The 20,959-nt window shown below is 37.5% G+C and carries 21 protein-coding genes; 13 read left to right on the top strand and 8 right to left on the bottom strand.

Annotated features, from left to right (window positions below; translation table 11 throughout):
- The first annotated feature begins 38 nt into the window (after positions 1 to 38).
- From trhO to MG292_RS03360, 13 genes are all read left to right on the top strand, one after another.
- Complete coding sequence (gene trhO / locus MG292_RS03420) at positions 39 to 1,397, top strand: oxygen-dependent tRNA uridine(34) hydroxylase TrhO (protein ID WP_264534096.1); 1,359 nt, start codon at positions 39 to 41, stop codon at positions 1,395 to 1,397.
- The gene (locus MG292_RS03415) at positions 1,397 to 2,638 is read left to right on the top strand and encodes a peptidase U32 family protein (RefSeq protein WP_264534097.1); all 1,242 of its coding nucleotides are present in this window, start codon (positions 1,397 to 1,399) and stop codon (positions 2,636 to 2,638) included. The genes trhO and MG292_RS03415 overlap by 1 nt, the downstream gene beginning before the upstream one ends.
- Complete coding sequence (locus MG292_RS03410) at positions 2,638 to 2,868, top strand: ferredoxin (protein ID WP_264534098.1); 231 nt, start codon at positions 2,638 to 2,640, stop codon at positions 2,866 to 2,868. The genes MG292_RS03415 and MG292_RS03410 overlap by 1 nt, the downstream gene beginning before the upstream one ends.
- Positions 2,869 to 3,025: 157 nt before the next feature.
- The gene (locus MG292_RS03405) at positions 3,026 to 4,288 is read left to right on the top strand and encodes a PSP1 domain-containing protein (protein ID WP_264534099.1); all 1,263 of its coding nucleotides are present in this window, start codon (positions 3,026 to 3,028) and stop codon (positions 4,286 to 4,288) included.
- Between the two features lie 8 nt (positions 4,289 to 4,296).
- Positions 4,297 to 4,776 carry a gliding motility lipoprotein GldH gene (locus tag MG292_RS03400; RefSeq protein ID WP_264534100.1) on the top strand — a complete coding sequence of 160 codons (480 nt, stop codon included), beginning with the start codon at positions 4,297 to 4,299 and terminating at the stop codon, positions 4,774 to 4,776.
- Between the two features lie 16 nt (positions 4,777 to 4,792).
- On the top strand, positions 4,793 to 7,099 hold the full coding sequence (locus MG292_RS03395) for a penicillin-binding protein 1A (RefSeq protein ID WP_280158310.1): 2,307 nt from the start codon (positions 4,793 to 4,795) through the stop codon (positions 7,097 to 7,099).
- A 177-nt stretch (positions 7,100 to 7,276) separates the two neighbouring features.
- Positions 7,277 to 7,993, top strand: a complete 717-nt coding sequence (locus MG292_RS03390; RefSeq protein WP_264534101.1) for a CoA transferase subunit A — start codon at positions 7,277 to 7,279, stop codon at positions 7,991 to 7,993.
- A 13-nt stretch (positions 7,994 to 8,006) separates the two neighbouring features.
- Positions 8,007 to 8,351: a four helix bundle protein gene (locus tag MG292_RS03385; RefSeq protein WP_264534102.1), complete on the top strand. Its 345-nt coding sequence runs from the start codon at positions 8,007 to 8,009 to the stop codon at positions 8,349 to 8,351.
- A gap of 50 nt (positions 8,352 to 8,401) precedes the next feature.
- Entirely contained in the window at positions 8,402 to 9,058 is a 657-nt protein-coding gene (locus MG292_RS03380; RefSeq protein WP_264534103.1) for a CoA transferase subunit B, read from the top strand.
- A 329-nt stretch (positions 9,059 to 9,387) separates the two neighbouring features.
- Positions 9,388 to 10,545, top strand: coding sequence for an esterase (locus MG292_RS03375; protein WP_264534104.1), 1,158 nt, complete (start codon positions 9,388 to 9,390; stop codon positions 10,543 to 10,545).
- Positions 10,546 to 10,727: 182 nt separating this feature from the next.
- Positions 10,728 to 11,579 carry an ecotin family protein gene (locus MG292_RS03370; protein ID WP_264534105.1) on the top strand — a complete coding sequence of 284 codons (852 nt, stop codon included), beginning with the start codon at positions 10,728 to 10,730 and terminating at the stop codon, positions 11,577 to 11,579.
- 80 nt (positions 11,580 to 11,659) lie between these two features.
- A complete protein-coding gene (locus MG292_RS03365) occupies positions 11,660 to 12,028 on the top strand; it encodes a hypothetical protein (protein WP_264534106.1) in 369 nt (122 codons plus the stop codon).
- 145 nt (positions 12,029 to 12,173) lie between these two features.
- Positions 12,174 to 12,632 carry a toxin-antitoxin system YwqK family antitoxin gene (locus tag MG292_RS03360; protein ID WP_264534107.1) on the top strand — a complete coding sequence of 153 codons (459 nt, stop codon included), beginning with the start codon at positions 12,174 to 12,176 and terminating at the stop codon, positions 12,630 to 12,632.
- A gap of 362 nt (positions 12,633 to 12,994) precedes the next feature.
- Here MG292_RS03360 and MG292_RS03355 read toward each other — a convergent pair whose 3' ends face one another.
- The 8 genes from MG292_RS03355 to hemF all read right to left on the bottom strand — a co-directional run bounded on the left by MG292_RS03355 (position 12,995) and on the right by hemF (position 20,954).
- Positions 12,995 to 14,596 carry a fumarate hydratase gene (locus MG292_RS03355; protein ID WP_264534108.1) on the bottom strand — a complete coding sequence of 534 codons (1,602 nt, stop codon included), beginning with the start codon at positions 14,594 to 14,596 and terminating at the stop codon, positions 12,995 to 12,997.
- Between the two features lie 505 nt (positions 14,597 to 15,101).
- On the bottom strand, positions 15,102 to 16,541 hold the full coding sequence (locus MG292_RS03350) for a nucleoside recognition domain-containing protein (RefSeq protein WP_264534109.1): 1,440 nt from the start codon (positions 16,539 to 16,541) through the stop codon (positions 15,102 to 15,104).
- Between the two features lie 77 nt (positions 16,542 to 16,618).
- Positions 16,619 to 17,089, bottom strand: coding sequence for a DUF1572 domain-containing protein (locus MG292_RS03345; RefSeq protein WP_264534110.1), 471 nt, complete (start codon positions 17,087 to 17,089; stop codon positions 16,619 to 16,621).
- A gap of 101 nt (positions 17,090 to 17,190) precedes the next feature.
- Positions 17,191 to 17,904, bottom strand: coding sequence for a 3'-5' exonuclease (locus MG292_RS03340; protein ID WP_264534111.1), 714 nt, complete (start codon positions 17,902 to 17,904; stop codon positions 17,191 to 17,193).
- Between the two features lie 141 nt (positions 17,905 to 18,045).
- Positions 18,046 to 18,516, bottom strand: coding sequence for a methylated-DNA--[protein]-cysteine S-methyltransferase (locus MG292_RS03335; RefSeq protein ID WP_264534112.1), 471 nt, complete (start codon positions 18,514 to 18,516; stop codon positions 18,046 to 18,048).
- A gap of 109 nt (positions 18,517 to 18,625) precedes the next feature.
- A complete protein-coding gene (gene hemB, locus MG292_RS03330; RefSeq protein ID WP_264534113.1) occupies positions 18,626 to 19,621 on the bottom strand; it encodes a porphobilinogen synthase in 996 nt (331 codons plus the stop codon).
- A 27-nt stretch (positions 19,622 to 19,648) separates the two neighbouring features.
- On the bottom strand, positions 19,649 to 20,011 hold the full coding sequence (locus MG292_RS03325) for a four helix bundle protein (RefSeq protein WP_264534114.1): 363 nt from the start codon (positions 20,009 to 20,011) through the stop codon (positions 19,649 to 19,651).
- Positions 20,012 to 20,051: 40 nt separating this feature from the next.
- Entirely contained in the window at positions 20,052 to 20,954 is a 903-nt protein-coding gene (gene hemF / locus MG292_RS03320; RefSeq protein ID WP_264534115.1) for an oxygen-dependent coproporphyrinogen oxidase, read from the bottom strand.
- Positions 20,955 to 20,959 lie beyond the last annotated feature (5 nt).

Here is a 20,959-nt window from a genome sequence, read left to right as displayed (position 1 = left end):
AGAACTCATACATAATTTCTCACTTAAACGTTTATAGCATGCAACTGTACAACACCTTAAGCGCAGAAGAAAGAGCCGAGCTAATTGATCAAGCCGGAAAACAAAGACTTACTTTGTCTTTCTATGCCTATGCCAAAATTGAAGACCCTAAAAAATTTAGAGACGATTTATTCATTGCTTGGAATGCCCTTGACGCCCTTGGTCGCACCTATGTGGCCAAAGAAGGAATCAACGCTCAAATGAGTGTTCCAGCCGAGAATTTTGAAGCCTTTCGTGAAACCTTAGAAGCCTATGATTTTATGCGTGGCATTCGTTTGAATGTGGCGGTAGAACATGACGATCATTCGTTTTTAAAATTGACCGTAAAAGTTCGTGATAAAATTGTAGCTGACGGATTGAACGACGAGACTTTTGATGTGACTAATATTGGCGTACACTTGAAAGCGAAAGAATTTAACCAAATAATAGAAGACCCGAACACCATTGTAGTCGATTTTAGAAATCATTACGAAAGTGAAATTGGGCATTTTAAAGGCGCCATCACACCTGACGTGGAAACTTTTAGAGAAAGCTTACCCATTATCAACGAGCAGTTAAAAGATTTTAAAGAAGATAAAAACTTGGTGATGTACTGTACAGGCGGTATTCGTTGCGAAAAAGCATCGGCATACTTCAAGCACCAAGGTTTTAAAAATGTGTACCAATTAGAAGGTGGGATTATCAATTATGCCAAACAAATCAAAGAAGAAGGTTTAGAAAGTAAATTTATTGGAAAAAACTTTGTATTTGACCACCGCTTAGGCGAAAGAATTACAGACGATATCGTTTCGCAATGCCATCAATGTGGAAACCCGTGCGATAATCACACCAATTGCGCTAATGACGGTTGCCATTTATTATTCATTCAATGTGACGAATGCAAAACCGCAATGGAAAATTGTTGTTCTACCGAATGTCAAGAAACGATTCACCTTCCAGTTGAAGAACAAATAAAACTTCGCAGAGGAAAACAAGTTGGCAATAAAGTGTTTAGAAAAGGAAAATCAGAAAAATTAAAATTCAAACATTCGGGCGCGCTTTCGGATACTGCTTTGGCCACAGCCTCAAAGACAACTGATATTCGTCAAAAAATAAAAGTAAAAAAAGTTCTTTTAGGCAAAGTAGAACATTATTATGTTAAAGCACAAGTAGGTCTTTTTATCATTGAAAATAGCGAATTAAAACTTGGAAATAAAATTCTAATATCTGGTCCAACCACAGGAAATCAAGAATTGATTTTAGAAAAAATGTTAGTGAATGGCTCGGAAAATTCAACTGCAAAAGTTGGTGATAAAGTAACATTTGAAGTGCCTTTTCGAGTGCGAAAATCCGATAAATTATTTAAAATAATCAACTAATGACGGCTTCAGGAAAAATAGAATTAATGGCTCCTGCGGGGAATTTCGAATCCCTACAAGCCGCATTAGATAATGGTTGTGATTCGGTATATTTTGGGGTAGAGCAATTAAACATGCGCGCGCGTGCGACTGTGAATTTTGTGTTAGACGATTTACCAGAAATTGCGCGTCGATGCCAAGAGAAAAACGTTAGAACCTATTTAACCTTAAACACCATTATTTACGATCACGATTTATCGATTGTAAAAACGCTTTTGTCCAAAGCAAAAGAAGCGGGTATTACAGCAGTGATTGCCTCAGATCAAGCAGTGATAATGGCTGCAAGAACCATTGGGATGGAAGTTCATATTTCGACTCAATTGAATGTGACCAATATTGAAACGGTAAAATTTTATGCCCTATTTGCTGATACTATTGTGTTATCTCGTGAACTAAGCTTACGTCAAGTAAAAAAAATAACAGACGAAATCGAAAAAGAACAAATCAAAGGGCCGAGTGGAAATTTAGTAGAAATAGAAATTTTTGGTCACGGTGCTTTATGTATGGCGGTTTCGGGCAAATGTTATTTGAGTTTACATTCGCACAATTCATCAGCCAATCGCGGGGCTTGTAAACAAAATTGTCGAAAAAAATATACCGTAATCGACCAAGAATCAGGTTTTGAGATTGAAATTGACAATGAATACATGATGTCGCCCAAAGATTTATGCACTTTAGATTTTTTAGACCAAGTCATTGACTCAGGCATTAAAGTGTTAAAAATAGAAGGACGAGGTCGTGCGGCTGATTATGTCGCTACTGTTATCAAAACCTATCGTGAAGCTATTGATTCGTATTATGAAGGTACGTTTACCAAAGAAAAAATCAACACATGGATGGCAAGTTTAGCAACGGTATACAATCGTGGATTTTGGAGTGGGTATTATCTAGGGCAAAAACTTGGCGAATGGTCAGATAACCCGGGATCAAGTGCCACACAAAAGAAAGTTTACGTTGGAAAAGGAATGCACTATTTTGTAAAATCAAGCATAGCCGAATTCAAAATTGAGGCCTATGATATCAAAAAGGGTGATAAAATTTTAATTACGGGTCCTTCAACTGGAGCTCAAGAATTAATTTTAGAAGATTTTTTCGTAAATGATGCTACTTCTGAAAAAGCAACCAAAGGAGATAGTTGTACTTTTAAAGTGCCTTTCCGTATTCGTTTGTCTGACAAACTCTATAAAATAGTAGAAAACTAATGGTCATTGTTACGCTTCAAAGAGAGAAATGCATTGGTTGCAACTACTGTGTAGAAATGGCGCCAGCACAATTTCAAATGTCTAAAAAAGATGGTAAATCGGTTTTGATCAAATCCGTTAACGCCAAGGGTTTTTACACCTTAAAATCGCCTGATCATACCATTGTTGAAACTTGTGAACTCGCTGAAAAAGCCTGTCCCGTAAAAATAATTTCAGTAAAAGAGGTTTAATCACGATTTTACTGTTTGAAAAAATCCCATTTAGTTTACAAAATGGGATTTTTTCTTTAACAAAAGGTTATAAAACTTACAACTAAAAAATACTATCTTTACACCTGATTCATTTAAGAACTTAAGTTGCATCTATTGCAACACTACATATAAAATTATGGCATGTACAAGTTGTTCAACTACTGATGGTGGCGCACCGAAGGGTTGTAAAAATAATGGGACTTGTGGCACCGATAGCTGCAATAAGTTAACAGTTTTTGATTGGCTTTCAAATATGAGTGCGCCTAATGGCGAAACCCCTTTTGATTGTGTTGAAGTCCGTTTTAAAAATGGTCGAAAAGAATTTTATCGTAATACCGAAAAATTAAGTTTAAGTATAGGCGATATCGTTGCCACTGTTGCTTCTCCAGGCCACGATATTGGAATTGTAACTTTGACAGGCGAATTAGTTCGTGTCCAAATGAAGAAAAAAGGAGTCAATCCTGAAAGCACTGAAATTCCAAAAGTATATAGAAAAGCATCTCAAAAAGACATCGATATTTGGTCTACGGCAAGAGATCGTGAAGAGCCAATGAAAGTTCGCGCACGCGAACTAGCTATTATCCAAAAATTAGAAATGAAAATTTCGGATATTGAATTTCAAGGAGATGGATCAAAGGCCACTTTTTATTACACAGCAAACGACCGAGTTGATTTTAGACAATTGATTAAAGATTTTGCCAAAGAGTTCAATACCCGAATTGAGATGAAACAGGTAGGTTTCCGTCAAGAAGCGTCTCGTTTAGGAGGAATTGGTTCTTGTGGAAGAGAATTGTGTTGTTCTACTTGGTTAACTGATTTTAGAAGTGTCAACACTTCGGCAGCACGTTACCAACAGCTCTCATTGAATCCGCAAAAATTAGCAGGACAATGTGGTAAATTAAAATGCTGCTTGAACTATGAGTTAGACACCTATATGGATGCCCTAAAAGATTTCCCTGATTTTGATACCAAATTACACACTGAAAAAGGAGATGCAATCTGTCAAAAACAAGATATTTTTAAAGGTTTAATGTGGTTTGCTTATACAGATAATTTTGCCAACTGGCATGTCTTAAAAATCGAACAAGTCAAAGAGATTATTGCCGAAAACAAACTAAAGAAGAAAGTAGCTTCCCTAGAAGATTTTGCTATTGAAACAGTTGAAGAACAAGAAAAAAACTTTAATAATGCTGTAGGGCAAGAAAGTTTAACTCGTTTTGACCAACCTAAGAAAAAGAAAAAATCAAATAAAAAACCAAAACAAAACGCAGAAGTAACTGTTGGAATAAATAAACCTGCAAATCAAAACACCAACAAACATTCTGGAAATAATAGACACCACAATAAACGTCCCAATTCTAACAATAGAAGCGGTGAAGAAAAAAAATCTGCTAATTAACACCTGAAATGAATATCAAAAATAGTCTTGTTTTTCTTGTAATAGGAATTCTCTTTTTTTCTTGCGATAAAAAAAGAGTGTTTGACGAATACCATTCGGTAGGCAGCGCTTGGCACAAAGACAGCACGGTTACTTTCCAATTACCCGAATTAGACTCAACTAAACGATATGATTTATTTGTAAATTTGAGAAGCAATGACAATTATCCATTTAACAATTTATTCTTAATTGTAGCTTTAGAGTTGCCTAATGGATTTACCAAAGTAGACACTTTAGAATACCAAATGGCTAATCCAGACGGGACATTGCTTGGCGAAGGATTTACAGATATCAAAGAGAGTAAATTATTTTACAAAGAAAATGTAAAGTTTAGAGGAAAATACAAAGTGTACATCAAACAAGCAGTTCGTGAAACGGGAAAAGTACCAGGGGTAGAACAGCTAGAAGGAATTACAGACGTAGGTTTTAGAATAGAAAATAAAGAATAGAATTATTATGGCTTTTATTAATCGTAAAAAAAATCAAGTACCAGACTCAGAGAAAGACATTCAATATTACTCTAAATTATTTTGGAAGTATTTCCTTTATGGTTTAGGGGGTATCGCCTTGTTTTTTCTCTTTGCTTCTTGGGGGCTTTTAGGTTCCATGCCTTCATTCGAAGATTTAGAAAATCCTGATTCTAATTTAGCTACTGAGATCATCTCTGCTGATGGGGTGGTCATTGGAAAATATTTTGAAAAAAATCGTTCCCAATTAAAATATTCCGACCTTCCTAAAAATTTAGTACAAGCCCTAGTAGCTACCGAAGATGCTCGGTTCTACGAACATTCAGGAATTGATGGAAGAGGAACATTAAGAGCTATATTAAGCTTTGGAACCAGCGGTGGAGCCAGTACGCTAACCCAACAATTGGCTAAGCAATTATTCCACGGAGAAGGTTCAAAATTTTTGCCTTTCCGTATTATCCAAAAAGCTAAAGAATGGATTATTGCCATTCGTTTGGAAAGACAATACACTAAAAATGAAATCATTGCTATGTATTGCAATGTGTATGATTTTGGAAACAACTCTGTTGGGGTGAACTCCGCAGCCAAAACCTATTTTTCTAAAGCTCCTAAAGATTTAACCACAGAAGAATCTGCGGTTCTAGTTGGGATGTTCAAAAATTCGGGCTTATACAATCCTGTAAAAAATCCAGAAGGAGTACGAAATCGACGCAATGTCGTATTGAAGCAAATGGAAAAAGCGGAAATTATTACCGAAGCACAAAAATTAAAATTACAAAGTTTACCTATCAAATTAAACTTCAAATTAGAAAGTCATAAAGACGGAACAGCTACTTATTTTAGAGAGTACTTGAGAGAATACATGAAAAAATGGGTGGAAGACAATAAAAAACCAGACGGCTCTGATTATAATATTTACAAAGACGGATTGCGTATTTATACTACTATCGATTCGCGTATGCAATTGTATGCAGAAGAAGCGGTAGAAGCGCACATGGCTAACTTACAAGAAGAATTTTTCAACCAAGCTAAGGAGAATAAAAACGCCCCTTTTGTTAATATTTCTCAAGCCGAAACCGATCGCATCATGAAAAAAGCTATGAAAGCATCGGCTCGTTGGAACATTATGGAATCGATGGAGAAAAGCGAAGAAGAAATCATCGCTTCGTTCAAACAAAAAACCAAAATGAAAGTCTTTACTTGGAAAGGTGAAAGAGATACGATTATGACTCCTTTGGATTCCATTCGTTACTACAAACATTTCTTACAATCTGGTTTGATGGCTATGGAACCACAAACAGGCAATATCAAAGCGTGGGTTGGAGGTATTAACTATAAATATTTTCAATACGACCACGTAGGACAAGGAGCAAGACAAGTAGGATCTACTTTCAAACCGTTTGTGTATGCAACTGCTATAGAACAATTAGGCATGTCGCCTTGTGACTCTATTCTAGATGGCCCATTTATGATTCGTAAAGGAAAACACAATGTAACTGAAGACTGGGAGCCTCGAAATTCCGATCAAAAATACCGAGGAATGGTGACTTTAAAAAGAGCTTTGGCCAATTCTATCAATACGGTATCGGCCAAATTGATAGACAAAACTGGCCCAGAAGCCGTTGTCGAATTAACACATAAATTAGGAGTTACTTCTGAAATCCCAGCACAACCTTCTATTGCTCTTGGAGCTGTCGAAATCACGGTACAAGATATGGTAGCGGCTTATAGTACGTTTGCCAATCAAGGAGTATATGTGAAACCACAATTCATTAGAAAAATAGAAGATAAAAGTGGCGTGGTTCTTTACGAACCTGTTCCTGAATCGCACGATGTGTTGAACAAAGATATCGCCTTTGCTGTAATCAAATTGTTAGAAGGAGTAACCGAAGGTGGATCTGGAGAACGTTTACGTACTGAAGGTGGCGGAAACGGAGACAACCGTTGGACAGGCTATCCTTATATGTTTAAAAACCCTATCGCAGGTAAAACGGGAACAACTCAAAATCAATCCGATGGATGGTTTGTTGGAATGGTACCTAACTTAGTAACTGGTGTTTGGGTAGGTTGTGAAGACCGTTCGGCGCGTTTTAGAAGTCTTACCTACGGTCAGGGAGCAACAGCACTACCCGTTTGGGGTTACTTTATGAAAAAATGTTATGAAGACGAAACTCTCAACGTTTCGAAGGAGGAATTTGACAGGCCTGCTAATCTTTCTATAAAAGTAGATTGTTATTCTAAGCCAGCCGCAGTAGTCAAGGATAGTACGGATACCGAACAAAGTACCGAAGAATTCGAGCTATAAAATAAATTGCGAGAGACATACTATGTCTTGGAGCTATTTCCCGCCATTCACTGTATCTTTAAGGCTGAACACCAGCCTTAAAGGATGCCGTTGCTGTCAGGGCTAAGGTTATGTTTTCAATAAGACTAACCAAATCTAAAATACTGTTTTTCATTTCATGACTTAATACCAAAAACCATGATTAACAAAAAAGTAGCCTCCGTACAAGAAGCCCTTCAAGGTATTGAAGACAATATGACACTCATGTTGGGTGGCTTTGGATTGTGTGGCATCCCCGAAAATGCAATTGCCGAATTGGTTCGCAAACAAACCAAAAATCTCACTTGTATTTCCAACAACGCAGGAGTTGATGACTTTGGCTTGGGCTTGTTATTACAACACAAACAAATCAAAAAAATGATTTCTTCCTATGTGGGAGAGAATGCTGAATTTGAACGCCAAATGCTTTCTGGCGAATTAGAAGTAGAACTCATTCCGCAAGGAACACTGGCCGAACGTTGCCGTGCAGCACAAACCGGAATACCCGCTTTTTTCACTCCCGCAGGTTATGGAACCGAAGTAGCACAAGGAAAAGAAACACGAGAATTCAACGGAAAAATGCACGTTTTAGAACAGGCCTTCAAAGCCGATTTTGCGATTGTCAAAGCTTGGAAAGGTGACACGGCGGGCAATCTTATTTTTAAAGGAACGGCGCGCAACTTTAATCCGTGTATGGCGGGCGCGGCTACAATCACCATTGCCGAAGTCGAAGAACTAGTCGAAGCAGGTACTTTGGACCCTAATCAAATTCATATTCCGGGTATATTCGTGCAACGTATTTTTCGAGGAGATTTTTTTGAGAAAAGAATTGAACAAAGAACGGTAAGAAAAAAATGTAGCGATGAATTAATTTAAAAATATACCAATTATGCCCCCTGAAAATATAATTTTAAATAAATCGATTGATTTCTCTTTAGACATTATTAGCTATTGCGAAATCCTAGAAGAGAAAAGAAAATATGTAATTGCAAACCAATTATTAAAGTCTGGAACAAGTATTGGTGCTAATATTCATGAAGCTCAAAATGCAGAAAGTAAAGCTGACTTCATTCACAAGATGAAAATCGCAGCTAAAGAAATTGAAGAAACAAAATATTGGTTGATCCTTTGCGAAAAAGCCAACTCATACCCATTTAATGAAAATTTAAGACAAAAAATTAAAGAAATTTCATTAATCATATACAAAATAATTGCGTCTAGTAAAAAGAAATAACTTAAACCCATTGCTACATTAATAAATTGATAAATTGATACATTAATGCTATGTTAACAAAAGAAGAAATCGCAAAAAGAATCGCACAAGAAGTCAAAGATGGCTACTATGTTAACCTAGGAATTGGTATTCCAACTTTGGTGGCCAATTATGTGCGCAATGATATTTCAGTTGAATTTCAGTCGGAGAATGGCGTGTTAGGCATGGGGCCTTTCCCTTTTGAAGGTGAAGAAGATGCCGATATCATCAACGCTGGAAAGCAAACCATCACCACACTCCCCGGAGCCAGTTTTTTTGATTCGGCATTGAGTTTTGGAATGATTCGTGGGCAACACGTCGATTTAACTATTTTAGGCGCGATGGAAGTAGCTGAAAATGGCGATATTGCCAACTGGAAAATCCCAGGAAAAATGGTCAAAGGAATGGGTGGCGCTATGGATTTAGTGGCCTCTGCCGAAAATATAATCGTGGCTATGATGCACGTCAACAAGGCCGGCGAAAGTAAGATTCTTAAAAAATGCACCCTCCCACTTACAGGCGTAGGTTGTGTCAAAAAAGTCGTAACAGAACTTGCCGTCATGGAAGTCACTCCAAAAGGGTTTCAACTACTAGAACGCGCACCGGGTGTAAGCGTAGAACATATTATTGCTGCAACAGAAGCGAACTTAATCATTGAGGGAGATATTCCCGAAATGAAAATGGACTAATACATTCCATTTATCACTTCAAGTTAATGTCTTTAATTCCGTAGGGATGACATAGCTGTAACACTAGACATACTAAGGAGATAAAGTCCCGTAGGGACGATATAGTTATTTAACCACATAGTGTGCAACTTGACTTATGTATATGTACCCATACAATTAATTAATCCCGTAGGGATTGTATATTGGTAACATAACGGTCTACGGAAAAGAAAAAGTCCCGTAGGGACGACATAGTTCTTCCAAAAAAAATCAGAAAATATCTGCTCTAAAATCCGTAAATTAATTTTATATTGCGACATATTGACACAATGAACCTAACGCAACCAAAAATGAAAAAAACCCTTTTAATCCTTGCTTTACTTTTTTTGAGTATTGGAACACAAGCACAAGAAAATGTTGATTTTTCCAAAAAGAAAGACATCATTTCACCCGAAATTAATGCTGACAATACCGTTACTTTTCGACTGGATGCCAAAAATGCCAAAGAAGTAAAAGTACAAGGCGATTGCGTTCCTGAAGGTGGTTTGTTAACCAAAGGCGAAGACGGTATTTGGAGTTTTACTACCAAAAAACTTAATCCAGAATTGTACAGTTATTCGTTTTTTGTAGATGGCGTTAAAGCTTTCGACCCAAATAATGCATTTTTAATTCGCGATGTATCCACAGTGGTAAACGTATTTTTAGTGGGTGGTGGAAAAGCCGATTTGTATAAAGTAACTGACGTCCCTCACGGAACGGTGGCAAAACGTTGGTACACTTCGCCAAAGCTGGAAACTACACGCCGATTGACTGTTTACACCCCAGCGGGATATGAAAACAGCAAACAAAAATACCCTGTATTGTACTTAATGCATGGTGCAGGTGGCGATGAAAATGCTTGGATGGAATTGGGTCGTAACGTTCAAATTATGGACAATTTAATCGCTCAAGGTAAAGCAAAACCGATGATTGTGGTCATGACAAATGGAAACGCTGATCAAACCGCAACTCCAGGAGAATCTAGCGAAGGATTTGTGAAACCTATTTTTATGCGTCCCGCCACTTTTTCTGGACGAACGGAAGCGGCTTTTGGAGACATCATCCAATTTATTGAGAGCAATTACCGTGTAAAGAAAGAAAAGGCGTCTCGTGCCATTGCAGGGCTTTCTATGGGCGGCATGCACAGTTTAGTGATCTCGGCTAATTATCCTAACACCTTTGATTATGTAGGGGTATTTTCATCGGCGATGTTACAACCTAAAGATTCACAAGCAGCTGTGTATAGAGATTTTACTAACAAACTGAAAGCACAAAGAGACAATGGGTTCAAATTGTATTGGATAGGTATTGGCAACTCTGACTTCCTTTTTGAAAGATCCAATGAATATAGAAAACTACTCGACAGCCTGCAAATCAAATACGAGTACCACGAAACTACGGGAGGGCATACATGGTCCAACTGGCGTGATTATTTGTCTGAATTTGCACCTTTGTTGTTTCAAAAGTAGTCTACAAAACGACCCTTTACAGTTACATACTAACCTACAAGGTTTTTTATTTGCCCTATTGTATAATTTATTTTGCCTCCTTTTCCAATTGCAAAACAATTTTTCTTACATTTGAACTGCCCTGTGACTGCATTTGACCCCAAATCAAATTCCCTTTACAGTATATAATTTAATCCCTATTTATGAAGTCTACTATTGCTTTATTGATGATGGTTGCCTCTTGTGTTGCGTTTGCACAATCACAATCACCTTCTGAATTAGATTTTTTCCCAAAAGCTGAACAAGGTTACCAACAGCTATACATACAGCTGCCAGCCACCGAAAATGACGAAAACCATCACATTGAAGTATTTATTGGCAAAAATGAAATGGTCGATTGTAATTACCACACCTTACTAGGTGAATGTAATGAAATCACTTTAGAGGGCTGGGGATACCGTTACTATAAGGTAGCGTCCAATGGAAACAGCATCACGACCCTAATGGCTTGTTTGGACAATGTAAAACAAGAAAAATTCATCCATCTCCCTCCTAAAATAATGCCCTACAATAGTAAACTGCCTTTGGTTTTTTATGTGCCTAATGGATTCAAGGTTAAATATAAAATATATTCCGGGGAAGCATTTATTGATGCTACACCTGTTGAGAACACACCCCAATTAGGAAGCATTGATTACCAGCTTCTATCTCATTTTTTTGTAAAAAATAACGCTAAACTTCCTGTAAAAAACAACCGGATAGACACTCAAAAAAAATTTGATAGTCTCTTCGGTGCTGCGAGCGTGATGGGAAAAGAAGGGCAAGCCACAACCGTTGATTTTAATCGCGAATTTATAGTACCCATTATATTACAAGAAACTAATAAACCCACCACAATTGAGATTAAAGGTGTGGCTATGGGTGCTATGGGTACTATTATAGTACATTATAAAGTGACAACAGGAAATCCCGTTTCTTATACACTCCGCCCTTTTGCCGCCATCCGATTGGATAAAAAATACCGAAACAAAATTATCTTGCAGCAAGAACCCTAACCCAACATTTTTACCCTTTGCGACACCTTCTGTATGTACTTATTTGTAACTGTTCTAGTGCTTTTCTTTACGCACAAGGAATGGCTGTTGAATTGGGATACCAATACCAAAACACCTCCTATTTTCAAACAGGGGTTAGTTACCGATTTTCTGACAATTATACCAAAAACCCTTTCAGTATGAATGCCGCATTAGCAACAAATTTTTCGACAGAAAACCGGATAACACTTGGGGTGCAACAACGGTTTCTACAAACTTTTGAAGGAGGTATTGCATTTTCTAACAAAGACCTTCAGCCTAGCCTAGGAATCAATGTTTTAAACGCAATTAAACTACACATAGGCTATTGTTTCCCTTATCAAAACAAACTAAACTCGTCGGTAACTTTTGGACTAGTCTTTGCTCTTGGCCCCAAAAACTATTACGACCATCTCGTTATTGGATTTTAATACAAGCCCACTACATGCATACATTAATGAACCCAATTAGTACTCCCCCTGTTGCTGCGAACATCTTACTATTTCCCTCGCCTTCACCCTAAATGAAATTCAATGAACCTAATATTATAAAAACATAACCCTAAATCCATAAGCTATGCTCCAAAGATTCCTATTTTCAGTAGTTATTATAATTAGTCTTGTATCCTGCAAGTCCAAAACCAATCAGATGGTCAATCATCATCGAGAGGGTAAATGGATTACTGTAGACACGTTAGATGAAATATACACTATCAAAGGACGTTATCGTAAAGGCAATGAAGTAGGTACTTGGAAACACTACCGCAAAGGAAAACTCGTTAAAAAAGAAAAATACCATACCAATTCCTCACGGTTAACTTTCTATTATCCCAATGGTAAAATCATGAAAAAAGGGCATACCCAACTAGACCACAATGAAAAAGAAGACCATTGGTATTATATAGGAGATTGGTATTTTTACAATCAAAATGGCTCACTCGATTCTATAAAAACGTATAAAAAAGAGGAGTATACAAATAATGTGATTTCATCTGTCATTCCGACGCTTCGAGACAGAAAGACAGAAAGAGACTAGTTTTGTATTTGTCATTTCGATCAACGTGAGAAATCATATAACGAGAGTAACTAATGGGATTTAGCTTCGCTGAACAGACGTTTCTCCTTACGTCGGAATGACATTGACTAAACAAAAATGATTTAGTGAAGAACATTAAACGTCTCCTTCAAGATAGACCGCGTTAGGGATGGAAGCGGCATCCTTTTGTTTTAGATTGCAGCGTCGTGCCTCCTGGTAATGACTGAAACAAAAGATACAGCGTACAGCCCGGCCAACGCCCAAAAAATAAAAACCTGCAAGACAATTATGCTTTGCAGGTTAATTTTTTATACCTATATGGTTTGATCCCGACGCTTCGGGACTTGCAGGAAAACTAGTTTTTACAAATTCTCAAAGAAATCATTCCCTTTATCATCGGTAATGATGAAGGCTGGGAAATCTTTTACCTCAATTTTTCTAACAGCTTCCATACCTAATTCTGGAAAATCAACTACTTCAACCGATACGATATTTTCTTTGGCTAAAATCGCAGCAGGGCCACCAATGGAACCTAAATAGAATCCGCCGTAGGTTTTACAGGCATCCATTACTTGTTTGGTACGGTTTCCTTTAGCCAGCATAATCATGCTTCCGCCTGCTTTTTGGAACTCTTCTACATACACATCCATACGACCTGCGGTAGTAGGTCCAAAACTTCCTGATGGCATTCCCTCTGGGGTTTTAGCCGGTCCTGCATAATAAATTGGGTGATTTTTAAAATAGTCGGGCATTGGTTTACCGGCATCTAATAATTCCTTGATTTTGGCGTGAGCGATATCACGAGCTACAATCAAAGTTCCGTTTAATTTCAAACGGGTTTTGATAGGGTATTTAGATAATTCAGCTAAAATATCCGCCATTGGTCGGTTCAAATCTACCTCAACGGGTGCCTCCAAATGCGGTGGCGTAGCCGGTAAAAATTGTTTTGGATTGGTTTCTAATTGCTCTAAGAAAATACCGTCTTTGGTAATTTTTCCTTTGATATTTCTGTCTGCCGAGCACGAAACGCCTAAGCCAACAGGACAAGAAGCGGCATGACGTGGCAAACGAATCACGCGCACATCGTGAGCAAAATATTTCCCGCCGAACTGCGCTCCAATATGACTTTCTTGGCAAAATTCCAATACTTTTTGCTCCCATTCTAAATCGCGAAAGGCTTGACCAGCCATGTTTCCAGAAGTGGGTAAATTGTCAAAATAACCTGCTGAGGCTTTTTTCACGGCAGCTAAATTTGCTTCGGCAGAAGTACCGCCAATCACTAACGCCAAATGGTACGGCGGACAAGCCGAAGTACCCAAATCTTTGATTTTTTGACGAATAAAAGTCTCCATTGACTTCTCATTCAAAAGCGATTTAGTTTGTTGGTACAAAAACGTCTTGTTAGCCGAACCGCCTCCTTTTGCTAAAAACAAAAACTCATACGATGCGCCTTTTTTAGCATAAATATCAATTTGAGCCGGTAAATTCGATCCTGAATTTTTTTCTTCAAACATCGATATCGGAACAATTTGCGAGTAACGCAAATTCTTACTTTGGTAGGTATTGAAAATTCCTTTGGACAACCATTCGGCATCATCGGCTCCAGTGTATACATTTTCGCCTTTTTTAGCCATTACAATTGCTGTTCCGGTATCCTGACACGATGGCAACTGCCCTTCTACCGCCACAACTGCATTTTGCAATAAATTGTAGGCCACAAAACGGTCATTATCTGTCGCTTCTGGATCGTTCAAAATGTTGTTTAGTTTTTGCAAATGTGCCGTACGCAATAGAAACGAGACATCGTTCATGGCTTCTTGTGCCAATAATTCTAATCCTTTGGGATCAACAGTTAGAATTTCTCGATTCCCTAATTGTTCTAGTTGTACAAAGTCAGAAGTTAATTTCTTGTATTGTGTATCGTCTTTTAAAATTGGATACGGGTCTTGATATATAAAGTCCATGATTGAATTTTTAAAAACGTAAAGTTACGGAATGTTTGGCATTTACTCTGCTGTTATTTTGCTAAATTACTATACTTGGAATTGTGTTGTATTTGTCCCTAACCCATTAGATGAAAATCAATTGTTATCATAATGCCAACGGATTGAAATTCGTTGCAACAAAATTGATCATTCCTTATAAAATAAATTGTTCCTACACCAACGGATTAAAATCCGTTGCAACAAAATGAGTCGTTCCTACGGAACTTGGATATGTATAAGAGCCATCGGCTCGGCTCATTTTAGAAGGCTGGACTTCAGTCCGGTCGAACCACAAAAATGAGCATCCATAACTAAGATCAATCTGCAACAAAATGAGTTGTCCCTACGGAACTTGGATATGTATAAGAGCCATCGGATCGACTCATTTAAGAAGACTGGACTTCAGTCCGGTCGTTCTCCAAAAGGAAAATATCATAACAAGCCATCGTTCGTACACTTTTACAAACCTTGCAGGATTATAGTTTTAAAAAAACCAGCTCGCTACCAAAATCGCAGTAATCACACAAATCAAATCCACCAAAAGCATCGTGCTTAGTGTGTATCGGGTGTTTTTTACTTTGATAGATCCAAAATACACAGCAATTACATAAAAAGTCGTTTCGGCACTACATTGGAAAATAGAACTCAATCGGCCGGTAAAAGAATCTGGTCCAAAGGTGCGCATCGCATCAATCATAAACCCACGTGATCCACCTGAACTAAAAGGTCGCAACATAGCAACTGGAAGCGAATCGGTAATTTCTTTGCTTACACCAATGTTTGAGAATACAAAAGAAATTCCGTTACTGATGATTTCAAATAAACCACTATTTCTAAAAAACGAAATCGCCACCAACATTCCCATTACATAAGGAAAAATAGTAACCCCCGTTTTTAAACCATTATTGGCACCTGTTACAAAAGTGTCAAAAATAGTAGTGTCATGAGCCACAAATTTTTTCTCATTTACAAAAGAAAAAATCAAGGTAAAACCAATAATAGCTACCAACATTAATCCTGAAAGATTGGAGGTAAAAAAGTTTTTACCAATTAAATCCAAGGTGTTGATGTAAAACAAAAGACCCACAATTCCTGCAATAATTGTCATCAAAGCGACTAACAAGGAAGCGCTTTTAAAATTGACCCTTTGGCGAATCCCAACAATTAAAAAGGCGGCAATTGTTCCTATGAAGGAAGTTAAAATACACGGTAACATGACATCGGCTGGATTGGCAGCATTTTCAGCAGCACGATAACCAATGATAGAAGTAGGAATTAAGGTCAATCCTGCAGCGTGTAAACACATGAACATGATTTGTGCATCACTAGCTTTGTCTTTTTCTGGATTTATAGCCTGCAAACTTTCCATTGCTTTTAGACCAAAAGGTGTGGCAGCCGAATCCAATCCAAGGAAATTAGCCGCAAAATTTAAGGTCATATACGAAATCGATTCGTGGTTTTTTGGGACTGAAGGAAATACTTTGGCAAACATCGGACTCAATTGGCGTGCTAATTTCTCAGCTGCCCCAGAAATAATCAACAGCTCCATAATACCGCAAAAGAAAGCTAAATAAGCAATCAACGGAATTATCAAGTCCAACAAACTGTTTTTACAAGTAGGTAGCAGGCCATCTGACTTTTGAACACCACTGTAGATTTTTACGGTTTTATTTTGGAAAACATAGGTGGTATCGGCATTGATGGTGTCTCGGTTGACAACCATGGTTTGTTCAGGAGCATTTTTAATACTATCTTTTACAAAAGCTGGGACTTGCTCCAAATATTTTTCTGAAATTAAAATCGGATCGTCTTTTTTTCCATTCAGCACGTGGTCAATGGTGTAATTGCCTCCTGAAAACAAACTGAAAACTACAAAAGCTATGGAGGAAATAAAAATAGCCAACCAAAATCTACTTAATACCATAATTTATATTTTTTGTAAATGTAATAAATCAATTGTAAAGACAATTTCAAATTACAATATCAATAAAGAAACCGTTATTATCCTTTTTGTTGTATCATTTTTTTTATCAAAGTTATTTGTCCCAAATGATAATACGCGTGTTCAATAATTCCTACTATATTCCTGAAATAATTTCCATATTTTTCTTCTGAAAAAACTTCATATAATTTCAATTCATCTAATTTTTCAATCTCTTGAGCAAACAGCTCTGCTTCATCCATACTCTTTTGAACAAATTTTTTCCATTCTTCCTGAGACGTAATCGCCGGACAATCAAAACTATACTTGTCACTTGCATTCAGAGATTCTCCTTCTAAAACCTTTAGAACTCTATTTATATAATAATTAGAATGGAAAATTAAAACTGCAATAGTATTGAAATCCTGATGTTTTGTGATTGCTTCTTGCCAACTAATATCTGCCAAAGTATCTTTGAAGTTGACACAAGTCCAGTTGGCACCAAAATAAAGTTCCCTTAAATGTTTCGCTAGTTGTTTCGTTGTGTTCATAAAAATGAAAATTTTCTGTTATTCTATAATTTATCTTTTTAATACTGATGATACAAATTATACTAACTCAATTGGTGGAATCTGTGCAATTTGTGTTCCGATTAAACATGAATAATCTCGTCATCAATCAATAAGTCTTCGCGTCGCAAACGTAGAAAAATCTGTGCTACGGCAATCGTGTCTTTTTCGCAATAGGTTACAATTCGGTCGATGTCTTTTTCTACATAATAAACATGCCCCACCTGACTGCCATCGATATCGCCTTTTGAGGAGGGAATTCCTAATACTTTACACATCAATTTCAACGAAGTGAAATGCTTGTAATCACCAAATTTCCACAACTCCAACGTATCCAAATGCGGAATTTCCCAAGGTTTTTTGCCAAATAAATTCAGCTTATTCGGAATAGGAATTTGGTTAATAATCATACGGCGTGCTAGAAACGGAATGTCAAATTCCTTAGCGTTGTGTCCACACAAAATATGTTGGGCTTGATTGAAATGATTGTTCAATAGATTATTAAAATCGCGCAAAATTTTCTTTTCGTCGCCAAAAAAAGACGTCACTCTAAAATTACGCACATCGCCTTTAACGACAAAATACCCCACCGAAACACAGACGATTTTACCAAACTCAGCCCAAATGCCTGCACGGTCATAAAACTCCTCGGGGCTACAATCGTCTTTGCGTTGGTACTGGGTTTTGTTTTCCCAAAGCGCTTTCATTTCGTCGTCAAGCGAATGGAAATGTTCTGCTTCAGGAACGGTCTCAATGTCTAAAAAGAGAATGTGATTGAGGTTGATTTTTTCGATCATGGGATAGAGGGTTGAGATTATTAGACTGGTTAGATGGTTAGTTTTTTGGATTAACAGTAGTATAAAAATCTAAAAGTAATAAACTGTAATTATTTTTTAGAATAAAACATATCTAAATTTCTAACAATCTAAGAAGTCTCATTAAAAAAGACTTTGTTGCGTGCTTGGATTTTCGTGTTCGAGTAACCACTTTTTACGCCACAAACCGCCGGCATAACCGGTAAGTGAACCGTCAGTTCCAATTACGCGATGGCAAGGCACTACAATCCATAACGGATTTTTACCATTGGCCGAAGCAACCGCACGAATCGCTTTTACATCGCCAAGTTGTTTGGCTAATTCCAAATAACTCATCGTTTTACCAAAAGGAATTTCGCATAATCCTTTCCATACTTTTTGCTGAAAATCAGTTCCAGCAGGATTTAATTTTAAATCAAAATGCGTTCGTTTTCCATCAAAATAGTCTTGGAGTTGCGTCACCGCTTCTTGTAAAACAGGCGGGATTACCTTAGAAATTTCTCCTTCATCAGCAATCGAAATTATTGCAATGCCGTTTTCGTCCCCTTTGATGGTGGCCATTCCTAAAGGTGTTTTGATATTCACTGTTTCCATTAGATAAAGATAATCGATTTTGGTTCAAAATAAAAAACCACCCGAGTAGTCGAATGGTTTTTATTGTTTTCAAAGCTTCCAGCCTTCAAAAGGCTGGAAGCTTTGGCTATTATTTCTTCAATAATATCGCGGCTTCTTTTGCAAAATAAGTCGAAATCAAACTGGCTCCAGCACGCTTGATGCACATCAATTGTTCCATCATAATTTTGTCATTGTCGAGCCAACCTCTTTCGGCTGCAGCCTTAATCATCGCATATTCGCCAGACACATGGAAAACTGTTACTGGAACATCTACGGCATTTTTTACTTCGCGAACAATGTCCAAATAGGCAATTCCGGGTTTAACCATCACCATATCAGCGCCTTCTTCAACGTCCCAAAGAGCTTCTTTAACGGCTTCAATACGATTGGCATAATCCATTTGATAGGTTTTTTTGTCCTTTGGTACTTCAATATCGGCTTCTTTTGGTGCACTGTCTAACGCATCTCGAAACGGACCATAAAACGCCGAAGCATACTTAGCCGAATAACTCATAATACCTACATTTTCAAAGCCTGCTGCATCCAGGCCTTGGCGCAAACGCAATACGCGTCCGTCCATCATATCGCTTGGCGCAACAAAATCGGCTCCCGCTTGTGCATGCGAAACGGCCATTTTTACCAAAGCATCATTCGTTGCATCGTTAGCTACATCACCATTTTCAATGATTCCATCGTGACCATAAACAGAATACGGATCCAAAGCCACATCAGGCATCACAATCATCTCAGGACAAGCCGATTTGATGGCACGAATGGCTTGTTGCATTAATCCGTTGGGATTCCATGCTTCTTTGCCTGTGTTATCTTTTAAATCTTCGCCTACTTTTACGTAGATATTCACGGCACGAATCCCTAAATCGAATAATTCTTGAACTTCTTTTACGGTTAAATCTATCGAACGACGATAAATTCCAGGCATCGATGGAATTTCGACTTGCACATTTTCTCCTTCTGCAATAAACATCGGAAACATAAAGTCGGATGGACTTAAGGTGGTTTCTCTAACTAAAGAACGAATGCTTTCGTTCACACGTAATCTTCTACCTCTGTGTAATGGGAACATATCTTTTAGCTTTATAGCATTCAGCTGTTAGCTGTTAGCTTTATTTAACTTTGTTATTAATCCGTTTAACATTTTTTTTACTTCTTCTATTTGAAAAAGAAGTTTTTGGCCATTTTCCAGCTCAATAAATTTTAAATCAATACTCAATAATAGTTGATATTCTAATTCGTTAGCAGAACCAAATGCAATATAAAGAAATCTACAAAAATCTTTGTCAGAATTTCTTCCACAACCTTCAGCTATGTTCATTGGAATTGAACTAGAAGCTCTTTTAATTTGACTTGTCAATCCGAAAATTTCTTCTTTAGGAAATGAACTTGTAACTTTATAGATAGCTAAAGTTAAAGCGTGTGATTTTTCCCAAACTAAAAATTTCTTATAATCTCTCATAATTCAAATTGCTAACGGCTGAAAGCTAAAACCTAACAGCTTATAACCATTCAACTGGTTTTTCTAATACTTTCAACAATTTTTCTTCTTCGCTTCCAGCCACAGGATGATAGTCATAATGCCATTGAACGTGTGGTGGCAAACTCATCAAAATACTTTCTATTCGGCCATTGGTTTTTAGACCAAATAAGGTGCCTTTGTCGTGAACCAAATTAAATTCAACATAACGACCACGGCGAATTTCTTGCCAAGTTCTTTGTTCTGGTGTATAAGGCACGTCTTTTCTTTTCTTTACAATTGGTAAATACGCTTCAAGGAAAGAATTCCCAACTTCAGTAACAAAGTTGTACCAATCTTCCATCGATTGTTCTTCGGTTGCTTTCAAATAATCGAAGAATAAACCCCCAACTCCTCGCGCTTCATTTCTATGTGCGTTCCAAAAATACGCATCACATTGTTTTTTGTATTTTGGATAAAAATCTTTGTTGTGTTTGTCACAAGCGGTTTTACATGTTTGGTGAAAATGAATCGCATCTTCTTCAAACAAATAATACGGAGTTAGATCTTGGCCTCCGCCAAACCAACTATTGATTACCATACCCTGATCATCGTACATCTCAAAATAACGCCAGTTGGCATGCACCGTTGGTACCATTGGGCTTTTAGGATGAATCACCAAACTCAATCCGCAAGCAAAAAAATCAGCTTCGCCTACGTTGAATAATTTTTGCATTGAATCAGGAAGTTTTCCGTGTACGGCTGAAATATTAACGCCTCCTTTTTCAAATACGGAACCGTTTTCTATTACGCGCGTTCTTCCACCACCGCCTTCGGGTCTGTCCCAAAGATCTTCACGGAATTTAGCTACCCCATCAATATCCTCTAATCCTTTACAGATTTGGTCTTGAAGGGTTTGTATGTATTGGTAAAACTTGTCTTTCATTTTAA

Source organism: Flavobacterium keumense, assembly GCF_029866485.1.
In the GTDB taxonomy this organism is placed as follows: domain Bacteria; phylum Bacteroidota; class Bacteroidia; order Flavobacteriales; family Flavobacteriaceae; genus Flavobacterium; species Flavobacterium keumense.
The sequence above is the reverse complement of the archived record's forward strand: the minus strand, read 5'-3'. Positions and strand labels throughout refer to the sequence as shown.